A 13860-nucleotide genomic window follows, 5' to 3' on the forward strand; every position below is an offset into this window, starting at 1 on the left:
TGCGCCGGCCTTGCCGCCGAGTCATTGGCCCCAGGCGGCAAACGCATCCTTGAATGCACGCTCACCGTCCGCTCCCTTCTCGATCGCCAGCACCGCCCGGCTGCCGCCATTGTAGACGATCGGGATGTCGATCCAGTCCTTGCCCTTGAGCAGCAACACGTTCCGCTTCATGTCGACATCACCCGCCGACAGCGCGATCATGAAGAACTCTGGCGTCACTTTGGCGGTCATGGTGGTCAACGGGGTCCCGCGGCCCGCTTCCTTGGGCTTCATGCTGACGCCCTTCAAAGTCTCCACCCCGACGTGAGACGGATCGTCCGGCCAGTTGAACTTGATCTCCATGATGTGGCTCGCTGGCATTTCGGTTTCCTTATTTGGACGCAGCGACAACGTCGCCTTCATCCTCTTGTCGATCTCCACATCGCCTTTGATCGATGCCGGCACCGCTCCTGCCTCAGGCTCGACATGCCAGGTTACCTTCCCGAGATAGCGCTTGCCGTTCGGATCCTGCGGATCCTCCTGATACAGCACGGCGTGGGATACCATCGTCGCGGTCGCGTTCCCCGTGGTGATCGCATCGCCGCCTGCACCGCCCCTGACGTCGGGCGTGATCCGATCCGCGGTGACCTTGCGGGGCTCGGTGCCGGCCGGTAGCGCGGCGGCCGGCGAGGCCGCATTCCAGGAGACCGGGAGTCGGTTCAAGACCGTCTGCCAGGACGTCGTGATCCGGCTCGCCGCCGGCTGCCAGTAGATCGATGCGCCAACCACCGCGACCGCCAAGCCGGCGGCAGCGGCCATCATGTGCCGGCGGAGCGAGCGGTGTGGACGCCTCGCTCCATGATCAGGCCGCGGACGCCGACCCGGCGACAGCGCGCGATGATCGATACGGACAGCGGCAGGCTCCGACTCGGCTTGACCGAGTGTCATCGTCTCGGACGTTTCCACCTCGTGGGCGAGCACGGCCACTCGTGCGACGGCGACATCGTCCGCCGGCGGCCTTGCAGCCTGCGCAAAACGATCGGCCACGGGCGGCTCATTCTCCGCGATTTCGACCGGCGCTGCGGGCGCGACGGACGTTGGCGGCGCAGAGGCGGGCGTATCAGACGACGAGGCGGCAGGCGTTTCGTCGGTCGCGACCTCACGCGCCCCGCGCCGCGATGGGCGTGCATCGATGCCGGCGCCTGTCCTGTTGCTCAGCCAATCCGGCACCGGACTCTCGATCGAGATGGCCGGCTCGTCGCGTTGCTCCGACAGCCGGGCCATCGACAGGCTTTCGGCCACCGTGGCGATCTCGTCTTCCAGCGAATAGGCGCGGCGCGTCAGGGATTGCGCAGATGCAGGGTGATCCGCCGCCGTGCCAGCAGCGGGTCCCGTGGCAGCCGGATGCATACCGGTTGCCGGCTGTGCCGATGGCTGCGGTGAGCCGACGGCTGCAAGCGCGACCGGATCGACCCGGCGAGCGTGCTCCCGAAGTCTGATCATCCGGTCGGGAAACAGCATCTTGACGAAATCGCAGAGCGCTGCGCCCGGCAGCAGGAACTGGCGCATGGCAGCCGGACCGCTGCGCAGGATGCTGCGTGCGATGGTTTCGATGTCGTGCTCACCTTGCGCGACGCGCTCGCCGGTCTGCCGATCGTCCTCGATGACGACGACCTTGCGGGCCCGGAGCATCGCAGTGAGTTCGCGCAGATCGGATTGCGAGGCATCGTCGATGACGACGAGATCAAATGCGCCGAGCCGGGCCGGTAGCTGCTCGGCCACGCGCCATGCCGGCACGAGCTGGCATGGGATGCCTTCGTAGCAGCTCTCGAGTGCCTCGCGTGTAACCTGACGCAACCGGCATGCGGTGGGGCCGGAACAGGTCGCTGCCATTTTTCGCAGCGTGGTCATGAACACGGTGAGGGCCTGCCTCATGGCGCTGCCGGTGTTCTGTACCAGGCCGAGATGCATCCGTGCCACGACCACCTGGCCGAACAGCTCGCGCAGTCGCATCTCCATCGCCGCGCGCTGGTCGGACAGATCTCGCAAGCGCTGATGCTGACCGATGCCTTCGTTCTGCCGCATCAGCACCGCCCAGTTCCAGGCCATCATCCAATCTGCAACGAGCACCGGATCGCCGGTCTGCGGATGTGCCGGCTCGGTCCTGAGCCGACGGGCGAAGGCATCTGCTCCGGCCTCGGTCATCGCTCGGCAGACCTCGTCGAGCAGCTCGAGATCCTGGCGCCGGTCGTGCAGCGACTTCAGCCGGGTGCGAAGGGTGGTCCAACGCGTCTCGATGTCGCGCGGCTCGACACCATCGCAGCCGATCTGCGACAGCACGTCGGCATGAGCCAGCGTTGTGAGCTTACCGCTGCCGCGAAACAGCCCGTTCAGCCGGGTGAGCTCCAGCCGCTGCTTGGTGATGCGGAGAGCCATGCTCCTCACCGCAGCTGCCAGCGCAGAAAGTCGTCGGCCGTCGCCGAGCAATCCGGCGATCGCGTCGTCCGACATCGACAGCTTCGGTGCGGCGGTGAGAACATTGCGCTTCGCCAGCGCCGCCAGCACGATCGCGGCCTCGACGCTTTTGACGACGCGCTCGTGACCGTGGAACGTGTGAGAGGAGTCCGGCTCGGGCGCAGGCGCACCGATTTCGGCCGCCAGCGATCGCCATCTGGCGTCGAGCGAATGCAGGTGACGACGCCAGGTCAGATAGTCGCGAACATGGCCCCAGTCGGCCGCGCCTTTCGGCGCGAAGCCCGCCACCCTGATCGCCTCCACGGTCTGCTTCAACGCACGGCCGGACAGGGAGAATGTCGCGAACGGCCTTGCTCCGGCCGACAGCCGTTCGACAATCGTGAGCAGTTCCTGGCTGGCGAAGGCGTCCGCCGGCGTTTCCACCGGCCGAACCAGGAAGCCGGCACGTTGCGACAGCAGGGACGACGCATCGCGGGCAAAATCGACGAGGATGCCACCGTCAACCGACATTGCATCGGCCTTGCGGCCGACCGGCGACAGCGCTGCGAGCCAGGGCTCGTCGGCAATGACCCGGTGGGCCGCCGCGAGCGCGTCGAGGTCGCCGGCGAGCAAGTCCGCTCCGTCCGGCCCGAGCTCCGCGATGATCTGGCAGGCAAGCCGGCCGTCACGGCTTTCGCCGTCGATCCGCACCGGCTGCAGGTCCTGGTGCAGACGTCTCACGGTCGCGGCGTCCGGCAGGGCCGCGATTTCCGGGAGCGCGTCGTCGACATATGCGAGATCGGCACCCAGCCGAACACGCGCCTCACGGGCCTGCTCGACCGCCGCAACCAGAAGGTCGTTCTCACTCACGAATCGTGACGGCTGATCGGTGAACCAGGCATAGGCGTCGCGGTCGGCGATCAGCGTCGTCAACGCGTCGAACGGCAGGTCGGGGACACCGGGTGACCGCAGCATGCTGCGGCTGGCGATATCTGCGAACGCGTCATCGAGACGCGATATCTCGACGCTGGTCGCGATGATGTCGCGCTCCAGCCGATTGACCTGTTCCGCCTGCGCGCGCGGGTTCGTCGTCTTGAGGATCGACAGCAGCCGGCTGACGACTGTCTCCGCATGCTTCAAGACGTCCTTGTCGGAGCCGGTCAGATCGACCGTCAGATCACGGACGGCGCGCGGCAGCTTCTCGGACAACAGTCCAAGTGCAGCCTCGTTGCGCGAGACGACGAGAACGCGCAGGCCCATTGCGAGGTGATGGCAAACCAGATTGACGAGGGTGGACGTGCGCTCGGACCCGCGCGCGCCTTGCACGACAAGTCCGTCCGATCGCCGGAGCTGTCGCACGATCTCCATCTGGTCGGAGTTCGTCGGCAGCGGAAAGAACAGGTCGCCGTGATCCGCCGCGATCTGCGCATCCGGCCCGATGTCGATCGGGTCACCGATCACGCCGGATAGACGACGGCGCGCGCCGTCATGCGCTTCGTGGTCCGGCGCGCCAAGTAGGAGGCGAGACAGTGCGGCCAGGCAGCACGCGTCGCCCGGCGCGTATTCGATCGCTCGCTTTAGCCGCTCGATGTCGCGCAACAGCAGTGCGTCGGAGCGCGGCCGCGCAAAGACCACCCAGCGATCGGAGACGACCAGTTGCTCGTCCTCCTCGGGAAGCAGCAACGCGGAGTCGGGCATGGTGGGACAGTAGATCCCATGCGGGTCGAGCTGTGAGCCGATGGCGCTGAGAACCGGCTCGAAGCTGGCGGGCTGGAATGGCGAAAGCTCGTTGCCGCGCTCGATCGTCTCGAGCAACTGCTCGGCCGTTTGCCCCGCCAAGCCGGCCGCTGATGTCGGCGGTTCGAACGCCTTGAGATTGGCCGTCGCGCCGACCATGCGGGGCCGGATTCTGATTTCGGTGTCGGAGCCATCGAGGACCTCGATCTCGACCAGGCGTTCGAGCAGCGGCAGATCCAGCTCGCGGCCTTGTCGCCGCCAGCGTGACACGCCAACGCCCCACACGATTTCGCAGCTGCCATCGTTGCCTCCGGCTCCCGCCACGCGAGCCATCTCGCGCAATCGCTGGTGAACCGCGATGGTCTTGCGGCGTGGCCGCTCGGCCGCGGCCCAATTGGCCCACGAGCCGGCGAGATAGCGGTCCAGACGCTCGACGATGTCCGGGCGCTGCTCAAGATGCAATCGCACGCTCCAGAGCCCGGCGGCCACCCCCGGGCCGTTCGCCGGCGAGCAGTGCTCGGCGCGTGCGTGACCGGCCGCGATCAGCAGGTCTTTTTCCGCCGCGTGCACCGTGATCGTCACGCGCTGCCGAACCAGAGGGCGACGGTCCGGATCGGCGGACACGTCGATCCACATCGCCAGGTCGTACTCGACGGCGGGAGGATCGGTGGCGACCAGGCGTTCGATGGAGAGCCACACGGGGCCATCAGCATCGAACGTGTTGTAGGTAATGCCGGGCAGCTTCTCCAGCTCATGCTGATGAAACACGAAGCATTGTCCGCCCGCAAGCCGATGGTCAGACAGGCGCGCGACCGCACGTGCATCGCGCAGGATCATCTCGGTGAGATATCCAAGAACATTCTGCAACGGTCCGGCCGCCGGCTCCAACCGATGGACAGCGTTCATAGTGCCTCTCCGATGATAGCGGCGACCAAGCGAAGCAATCGGTTCACCCTCAACTCCCGTCCTGACGTTCGTCCCGCTTTGCAGAAAATTCCGTCACGCGCGTCGAAGAAGATGGACGTATCTGACTATTCACGATCCCGATGTGGCCAGGCGACGTCTTTCGTCGACGGCATTCGAGGGAATACTGAAGCCAACGTCAGATAGACCGCACTAACTGGCGAATAGTAGCGTCACGCAATGCGGCGTAATGATGGGAGCTAGTCCGGGCGTGTCGTCGGTCCTGAAAATTGCGCCAACTGATTTGTTATCATTTCGAGAACCGCCGCTGTCGGTTCGCGTAACCGGTTTAGAATCCCTTTAAAGAAGCCGAGCGTCTTTCCGGTTTGACTGCCTTGATCGGAAACGGCTGGTATTCGCGTGCGTAGATGCGGCATCTCCATGAGAGAAGCATGCGGCGTCTTGCCGCAATCTCAGTCGCGATCACTTGCGGTTTTTCGTCGGATTCCATCGCTTCGTCCGAGCTGCGCCATCGCGCCAACGCAATTTCTTTCGGAGTAGGGCCGTCGCTGACGAAGTGTGACATCGCTTATTACTTCGCGATGCAAAGGCATGAATGCAGCTCTACGCTGCGCTACTCAGCGCTTCGCACGCCGGACATGAACCCAGCAGCAATTATCAATGACTGAAAACACTTAGCCAGATCTCGGCAGGGTCCGAGCGATTGGTAGGCCCAGCCGCGCCTCTGCCGCGCAACGAGCGCCGCCCAAGTGCTGACACGCGAGCATCCCCGACGAGCCCAAGTATCGACATCGCGGGCTTCTAGCGCGAATGGCTCGCAGTCGCGCACGAATTCTGTGCTCACGGCGGCGCGGGCGAAGGGGATGCACGTCCGCGCATCATCATGGGGAGGTTTGACTGATGGTCTTGATTAGCTGCAGCGGAAGGCGCGCAGATTGCTCCGCGTCTTCACACGACGGCGCTTTGAGTATTGGCAAAGGCGGCGGCCCGCTTCGCGGCCGCGACCGACTCCTGCCATCTCTGCTTGCCGCGGTATCGACATTGGCGTTGAGCGCGGCAGCAGCCCAGGCGGCCGAAGCCGGTTCGGCGCGGTCCACGGACGGGGCAGCCGTCAAAGCGCTGATGGCGAAGCTCGAGTCCATGGAGCAGCGCATCAACAGCCTTCAAGTCGAGCTCAAGGACGCCAAGGCAAAGAAGACGACCAGCGTCGGGCAGTCCGCATCACTTGCATCCCGCCGCCCGTCCGATCCGATGCCTCTGATCGGCGCCAAGGACGCGCGTGCCGGCGGCGCGAAGGCATCCGACAACGCACAGGCTGCATCCAGGCTGCCGGTCGGCAATGCCATGGCGCTCGCCGACCCGAAGGACGTCAAGGCCAGTGGATCGAAGGCGGCTGATGCCGCACCATCGTCGTCCCCGGCATCACGGCTCGCGGCAGCGTTCGCCGATTCGGATTCCAAGCCGCGATTTCTCCCAGCAGCCGATCTGAAAGCGCCTGCGCCGCAGCCCAGCAGAGACCTGTTCGGTGCCGCGCCGTCGCCGGTCCCCGGCATGAAGATCGGCATGTACGGCGAGATCAAGTTCGGCTCGGTGCAAAATCCCGCAGCTAACGGTCAGTGGCAGAACGGCTTCGACATGGCCCGCCTGGTCTTGCTGCCGACCTATCAGGTCAATGACTCCATCACCTTCAACGCGGAGCTGGAATGGGAGCATGGCGGCATCGCGTTCGACAATGACGACAAGCTCCACGGTGCGGTCGAGGTCGAGCAGGCCTTCTTCGACATCAAGTTCAACGACCACTTCACCCTGCGCTCTCCGGGTATCGACCTGATCCCGATCTCCTTCACCAACCTGTATCACGAGCCGACGCTATTCTACAGCGTGCATCGGCCGGAGCTCGCCAACGGCCTGATCCCGACGACGTGGTATGCGCCATCGGCAGGATTTCATGGCAAGATCATCGATGGCTTGAACTACCAGTTCCAGGTCAGCCAGAGCGCGGAGGACTTCGGTGACGGATTCGATCATCGCGGCGACAATGGCCACATCAATCCGGGCGGCTATGAAGGCGGCATCAGCGGCTCGGAAGCGCTCGCACTGTCGCGAGCGCCGATCGGCGACTATCGGCAGCTGAGCAACGAGCTCGCCTATACGCTCCGGCTGAGCTACACGCCATCGTTCCTCCCCGGCTTTGCCGGAAGCTCGGCGATCTATTATTCGCCGAACGTCACGCCGCGGGGCGCCTATGCGACGCTGCCGGACGGCAGCGAGGTGCCGCTCGGCAAGAACGCGATGACGATCTTCAATACCGAGGCTCGCTATCGCGTTCCGAACACCGGGCTGGAGCTGCGGGCTGAATATGCCCACGTAAACTTCTCCAATCCGGAGAACCTCCGCGCCAACAATGATCTCGTCGACGACAACAACGTCGGCAAGAACATGTGGGGCTATTCCGGCGAGATCGCCTACCACTTCAGGGCGCCGAACGACTACGACATCGTGCCGTTCTACCGCTATACCCGACAGAATTTCCAGACGTCGGGCATGCTCGGCTCCGATCTCACCAACGGCCTGAACAACATCACGGGCAGCGGTGACATGACGTTCCACGATGTCGGCATTGCCGTGTTTCCCAATCCGAGCCTTGTCTACAAGCTGAACTACACCAAGGTGATCGATCACAGCGCGGCGGGGGCGATGTCCGATCGGGTTCTCGCGGGCGTCGGCTGGCTCTGGTAGCCGACCGACGCGCGCAGGGGCCGCGGCCTGACGGCAGCGGCGTCTCCTCGCGAGACACAGGTTGGAGGACCCGGGCGGAAAGCAGCCGCTCTCCGCCCGGGCGTGCCTCGAAACGAAGAACGGACTCGGCAGATCGGGTGGGCGGGCGAGTGGTTGAGATTGCTGATTTGAGCGCAGGTTGGCTGCGATGCCGCACGCTCGCAACGCTGGTCATGACGTCGATCGCGTTGGCGGGCTGCAACCCGGCGACGCTCGGCAGCGATAGCCGCGGTGATGACGTGCTTGACAAGGTGGGCCGGATCGACCTTTCGCCGCGCTATCCCAGGCAGGCGATGCCGGAGCAGTCGCCGGCGGCGCGGCGCGCCCGTGCCGAAATCTATGGTGGCAACGACGATGCACGAGATGCCAGGGATGCGCGAGCGGAAGCGCCGGCCGCGGGCTCGCTTCCGATCCAGCAGGTGGCGGCGCATTCGCAGCCGGTTGGCAACGGGTTCGAGCTGAACTTCGAGAATACGCCGATCGCGACGGTGGCCAAGGTCGTGCTCGGCGACGTCCTCGGCGTCGGCTACACCATCGATCCAAGGATCCAGGGAACGGTCAGCCTGTCCTCGGTGCGCCCGGTCCCGAAATCGGACGTTGCCTACGTGCTCGAGAACGCGCTCCGGCTCTCGGGGACGGCGCTGGTTCGCGACAACTCCGGATACCGGCTGATTCCGCTCGGCGACGCGGTCGGCGCCGGCAACGTCGATCCCGCCGGAGGCTCGGCAGAGCCCGGCTACGGCATCTCCGTGCTGCCGCTGCAATATGTCTCCGCCCCGACACTGCTGAAGCTGCTCGACAGCTTTGCGCTCAAGCCGGGCACGGTGCGGGCCGATCCGGGCCGCAACCTGCTGCTGATTCAGGGGACCGGCGCCGAGCGCCGCACCGCGATCGATGCCGCGCTGAGCTTCGATGCGGACTGGATGCGGGGACAGTCGGTCGGGATCTTTCCGATCGTCAATGGCAATCCCGAGCCGATCGTCGCCGAGCTCGAGAAGATCATGGACACCGGCGATAGCGGGCTCGGCCAGAACATGGTCAAGTTCCAGACGGTCAGCCGGATGAACGCCGTCATGGTCATCAGCCGCAAGCCGGCGCTGCTGCACACGGCGGAGACCTGGATCAAGCGGCTGGATGCCGGAAACACGCTGCGCAACAGCGTGCATGTCTACCGTGTCAAGTATGGCGAGGCGCGCCAGATGGCGCGGGTGCTGAATGACATGTTCACCGGAAACGCGGGCAGCGCGGCCGAAGCGTCGTCCTCGGACCTCGCTCCTGGGTCTGGAGCATCGTCGAGCTCGAGCAGCGAGCGGCTCTCGGCCGCCGGCACGACGGCACAGTCGGGCGGCTTCGCGAGCCAGCAGCAGGGCAACGCCGGCCTTGTCGCCAACCGCGGCTTCGGCGGGACGCCGCCACCGACCCAGGCTGGCCTCGATGCGGGATCGGAATCGCGCGCAACGGGCGCGGGCGGCAAGCCGCTCATGGAGGGCGTGCGGATCACGCCCGACGTCGTCAACAACACGCTTCTCATCTACGCGGACAGGGAAAACTACCGGCTGATCGAAGCCACCCTGCGTCAGTGCGATCGTCCGCAGCTGCAGGTCGCAATCGACGCGACGATCGCCGAAGTCACGCTCAACGATTCGCTGAACTACGGCGTGCAGGCCTATCTCACCAGCAAGAATCTCGGCCTGAAGCCCGACCAGGGGTCAGTGCTCAACACCACCTCGACATCGGCGCCGGCAACGGTTGCCTCGGCCGCGGGAACGATCACCAACGCCTTTCTTAGCCGCGCTTTCCCCGGGTTCAATTTCCTGGTCGGTTCGGAATCCCAGCCGAGCGCGATCCTGAGCGCGTTGCATACGGTCACCGACGTCAAGGTGCTGTCCAACCCATCGCTGGTGGTGATCGACAACCAGGCGGCGACTTTGCAGGTCGGCGATCAGGTGCCGGTGTCGACCGGCAGCGCGACGGTGCTCACGACAAACAACACGGTCGTCAACACGATCGATTACCGCAACACCGGAATCATCCTGCGGGTCGCTCCGCGGGTCAACGAGAACGGCAACGTCCGGCTGGAGATCGAGCAGGAGATCAGCAACGTCTCGCCGCAGACCGCCAACAGCCTCACGCCGACGGTTGCGCAGCGCAAGGTGAAGAGTTCGGTCGCAGTCGCCAGCGGCCAGACCGTCCTGCTGGCCGGTCTCATCAGCGAGACCCATCAGGGCACCCGCAGTGGCATTCCGGGGATCGACCAGATCCCGGGCCTCGGCGACCTGTTCAGCAACAACGACCGCAGCCGCGGACGGACCGAGCTGATCATCTTCATTCGCCCCCAGATCATCCGCGACGGCACTGACGCGCACTACGTCGCCGAGGAGCTGCGCTCCAAGCTGCGCGGCACGATCAGGCCGGTGTCGACGAGTGCGCTCCAGGCGCCGCGGAGCAATCGATGACGAGGCAAGCGACGGCCGCCTTCGCCATTCTGGCGCTTGCCTTGAGCACCGCTCCGTCCGGCGCGCGGCCGAAGGGAGACGGATGGGCCGCGCTCGCGCATGGCGACTATGTCAGGGCGGCGGCGTTGCTGGCGCCGATGGCGCAGCGCGGACATCCGCGGGCCATGACCGCGCTGGGCTACATGTACGACAACGGGTTCGGTGTTCCGCAGTCCTACGAGGCCGCGGTCGAGTTCTATGCCGGAGCCGCCGAACGCGGCGATCCCACGGCGCAGCACCATTTGGGCCTGAGCTACGACAAGGGGCGTGGCGTGTGCCGGGACCATGTGCTGGCCTACAAATGGCTGAGCCTGGCAGCGGCTGCCGCGCCCGTTCCCCTGCGCGAACCTTATCTGCGAATTCGCGATGCGGTCGCACTCAGGATGTCACCTGATCAGATCGTCGACGGTCAGCGCCTCGCGCTCGAATGGCGGCAGACACAGACGACCAGGGTTGGTGCGGCCGCATCGGATTCAGGTTTGTAGTTCTTCTAATCAGGTCACCGCAGAAGTGTCATCTTTGGCATCGACAACGAACCGTTCAACGATCCGGCCCTCGGCAATGAGGTGATCGACAACGATCCATCACGGGACGCGCCATGAGCTCGACTCCTCTTCTCCGATTTGCTGACGATCTGCAGGGTGGCGGAGGGGCGGACGGTCTCGCCGCTCGACCGGTCGGCGCGGCGCGCGAAAGCGCGGGGATGAGATCAACGGCGGCGACCGATGCCGCAATTCCCGAATCCGCCGACGACATCGCGCGACAGCTCGGATTGCCTCGGATCGCGCTGTCCGAACTGCTAGCGTCCAACCCGCTGGCCGAGCATTTTTCACGGCGCTTCCTGCGCGAGACGATGGTCTTTCCGTTCCAATCCGCCGCGCATGGACGCTGCCTTGCGGTGGCCGATCCCTGCGACACCGCGGCTGCACGCGCCGCGGAGCTGGTGTTCGGTGGCGCGGTCGAGCTGGTGGTGGCCTCCACCGAGGACATTGCCACCGCGCTGAACCGGCTCGCCGGTGATGACGAGGTGCCTGCGCGCAACGAGGTGGCCGCGCCGCAGCTGCGCGACGACGACATCGAGAGCTTGCGCGACCTCGCCACCGGAGCGCCGGTGGTGCGCGCCGTCAACGATCTGTTCGAGCAGGCGGTCGAGCTGCGCGCCAGCGACATTCACGTTGAAGCGATGCGGAGCGGGTTGTCGGTCCGGATGCGCGTGGACGGCCTGCTGAAGCCGGTCCCTGAGCCGTCGGGCGTGCTGCCCCAAGCCGTCATCTCGCGCATCAAGATCGTCGCCGGGCTGAATATCGCCGAACGGCGCCTGCCGCAGGATGGCGCTGCGCGGCTCCGCGCCGGCCGCTTCGAGCTCGACGTGCGCGTTGCCGTGATGCCGACGCAGCATGGCGAGTCGGCGGTGATCCGGCTGCTGCCGAAGGACCGGGGCCTGCTCGCCATCGAGAGGCTCGGCTTTGCCCCGCACGACGATCGATCGCTCCGCCGGCTGCTGGCGCTGCCGCATGGCATGATCGTGATCTGCGGGCCGACCGGCAGCGGCAAGACCACGACGCTCGCGACCGCGCTGTCGATCCTCAACGAGCCGACGCGGAAGATCCTCACGATCGAGGATCCGGTCGAGTACGAGATTCCCGGCATCAACCAGTCGCAGGTCAAGCCATCGATCGGGTTGACCTTCGCCTCTGCCTTGCGGTCCTTCGTGAGGCAGGACCCGGATGTCATCATGGTCGGCGAGGTGCGCGACGACGAGACCGCCCATGTCGCGGTCCATGCGGCGCTGACCGGCCATCTCGTGCTGACCACGCTGCACACCGAAAACGCTGCGGCGGCGGTGCCGCGGTTGCTCGATCTCGGCGTCGAAGATTTTCTGTTGCGATCGACGCTCCGCGCGGTGATCGCGCAGCGGCTGGTGCGCCGGCTGTGCGAGCGCTGCAGGTCGAAAAGGATGCTGAGCGCCGCCGATCTCTGCGCGGACCCGCGCTACGCCGCGGTAGGCTTCGACGTCGGCGAGACGGTCTATGAGCCGGCGGGCTGTGAGAGCTGCGGCGGTACCGGCTATCGCGGCCGGCTCGGCATCTTCGAGGTCCTGGAGCTAAATCCGGAGATCCGATCGCTGATCCAGGGCACGGCCGATGCGGCCGTGATCGACCGCAGCGCCATTCTGAACGGCATGACCACGATGCTCGACGATGGCCTCGAAAAGTGCCGGGCCGGCGCCACGTCGGTCGCGGAAATCCTGCGCGTTACAACGTTGCGGTGAGCCGGTGAGCAAGTTCCGCTATCGCGCACTGACCGAGAACGGCGACGTGGTGCGCGGCACGATCTCGGCTGCGACGGCCAAGGAGGTGATTGACCGGATCGAGTATCTGCGGCTGTTGCCGATCGAGACGATCGAGGAAAGGACCGCGAGCTTCGTCGCGCGCGACATGCTTGCGCTGCTCGGCGGTCCGACCCACGGCGATGTCACGACCTTCACGCGCGATCTGGCGCTGTTGTTGAAAGCCGGGGCACGGCTCGAGGAGTCGCTCGAACTGCTGGCCGGCGACGCCGATATCGGGCGCCTGCGTCCGATCATCAGCCGGTTGCGATCCAGCGTGCTGGCGGGAGAAAGTTTCGCCGAAGCGCTGTCGCATCATGCTGTGCAGTTTCCTGCGATGTATGTCGCGCTGGTGCGGGTCGGCGAGGTCTCGGGCACCCTCGATCACGTGCTCGACGTGCTCGGCGCCGAGCGGGCGCGCGCGGAAGCCATGCGTCGCAAGCTCAGTGACGCGATGCAGTATCCGTGTTTCGTCCTGATCGCCGCGTGTCTGGTGATGCTGTTCTTCTTCATCGTCGTGCTGCCGCAGTTTTCGGCCGTGCTGCGCGACTTCGGCGCCAGGACCGATGCCACTATCAACACATTTCTGGACATCTCTGATTTTGTGCGCGGCAACGGCACGGCGATGGCGCTATCGGCAAGCGCGCTGATCGCTGCAGGTCTTCTCGCTTTCAGCCGCGCCGGCGTACGGGCTGCGGTGGTTGCGCGGGTCTGCCGACTTCCGGGTCTTGCGACCGTGTTCCGGTCGTATCGCACGAGCGTGTTCTGCCGCAATCTGGCGATCCTGCTTGGCAGCGGGCTGACATTGACGGCGACGCTGCGCATCCTGGTCGACATCATGTCGGTCACCGGCAGCGGTGCGGCGTGGAACGCCGCCGCCGACCGCGTTCGTCACGGCGGCAAGTTGTCGGAGGCGCTGGCAGCGACCAACATCCTGCCGGCGATGGCGACGCGGATGATCCGGATCGGTGAGGAGACCGGACAACTGCCGGTCCTCGCCGGCCGCATCGCCGAGTTCTACGAGGCGAAGCTGCAACGCGGCCTCGATCGGATCGTCGGCATCGTCGGTCCGGCCGCGATCATTCTCATCAGCACCGTCGTTGGCGGCCTCATCGTCTCGGTGATGACCGCACTCCTGTCGGTGACGCAACTCGTCGGGTAGCA

7 protein-coding genes are annotated in these 13860 nt (G+C 65.6%); 6 read left to right on the forward strand and 1 reads right to left on the reverse strand.

Annotation, left to right across the window (positions count from 1 at the left end; genetic code table 11):
- Positions 1–21: 21 nt before the first annotated feature.
- Positions 22–5076, reverse strand: coding sequence for a helicase (locus QX124_RS05845; RefSeq protein WP_315796634.1), 5055 nt, complete (start codon positions 5074–5076; stop codon positions 22–24).
- A gap of 449 nt (positions 5077–5525) precedes the next feature.
- Between QX124_RS05845 and QX124_RS05850 the strand changes: the two genes are divergently transcribed.
- The 6 genes from QX124_RS05850 to QX124_RS05875 all read left to right on the forward strand — a co-directional run bounded on the left by QX124_RS05850 (position 5526) and on the right by QX124_RS05875 (position 13858).
- Positions 5526–5762, forward strand: a complete 237-nt coding sequence (locus QX124_RS05850; protein WP_315775874.1) for a hypothetical protein — start codon at positions 5526–5528, stop codon at positions 5760–5762.
- 454 nt (positions 5763–6216) lie between these two features.
- Positions 6217–7833 (forward strand): porin, encoded by a 1617-nt coding sequence (locus QX124_RS05855; RefSeq protein WP_315796635.1) that lies wholly within the window; start codon positions 6217–6219, stop codon positions 7831–7833.
- 137 nt (positions 7834–7970) lie between these two features.
- Positions 7971–10328 (forward strand): type II secretion system secretin GspD, encoded by a 2358-nt coding sequence (gene gspD, locus QX124_RS05860; protein ID WP_315796636.1) that lies wholly within the window; start codon positions 7971–7973, stop codon positions 10326–10328.
- Positions 10325–10852 carry a tetratricopeptide repeat protein gene (locus QX124_RS05865; RefSeq protein WP_315796637.1) on the forward strand — a complete coding sequence of 176 codons (528 nt, stop codon included), beginning with the start codon at positions 10325–10327 and terminating at the stop codon, positions 10850–10852. The genes gspD and QX124_RS05865 overlap by 4 nt, the downstream gene beginning before the upstream one ends.
- A 113-nt stretch (positions 10853–10965) precedes the next feature.
- Positions 10966–12639: a GspE/PulE family protein gene (locus QX124_RS05870; RefSeq protein WP_409997666.1), complete on the forward strand. Its 1674-nt coding sequence runs from the start codon at positions 10966–10968 to the stop codon at positions 12637–12639.
- A gap of 4 nt (positions 12640–12643) precedes the next feature.
- Positions 12644–13858, forward strand: a complete 1215-nt coding sequence (locus QX124_RS05875) for a type II secretion system F family protein (protein ID WP_315771931.1) — start codon at positions 12644–12646, stop codon at positions 13856–13858.
- Positions 13859–13860: the final 2 nt, after the last annotated feature.

This window comes from Bradyrhizobium sp. SZCCHNRI3043, assembly GCF_032377735.1.
Taxonomy (GTDB): Bacteria; Pseudomonadota; Alphaproteobacteria; order Rhizobiales; family Xanthobacteraceae; genus Bradyrhizobium.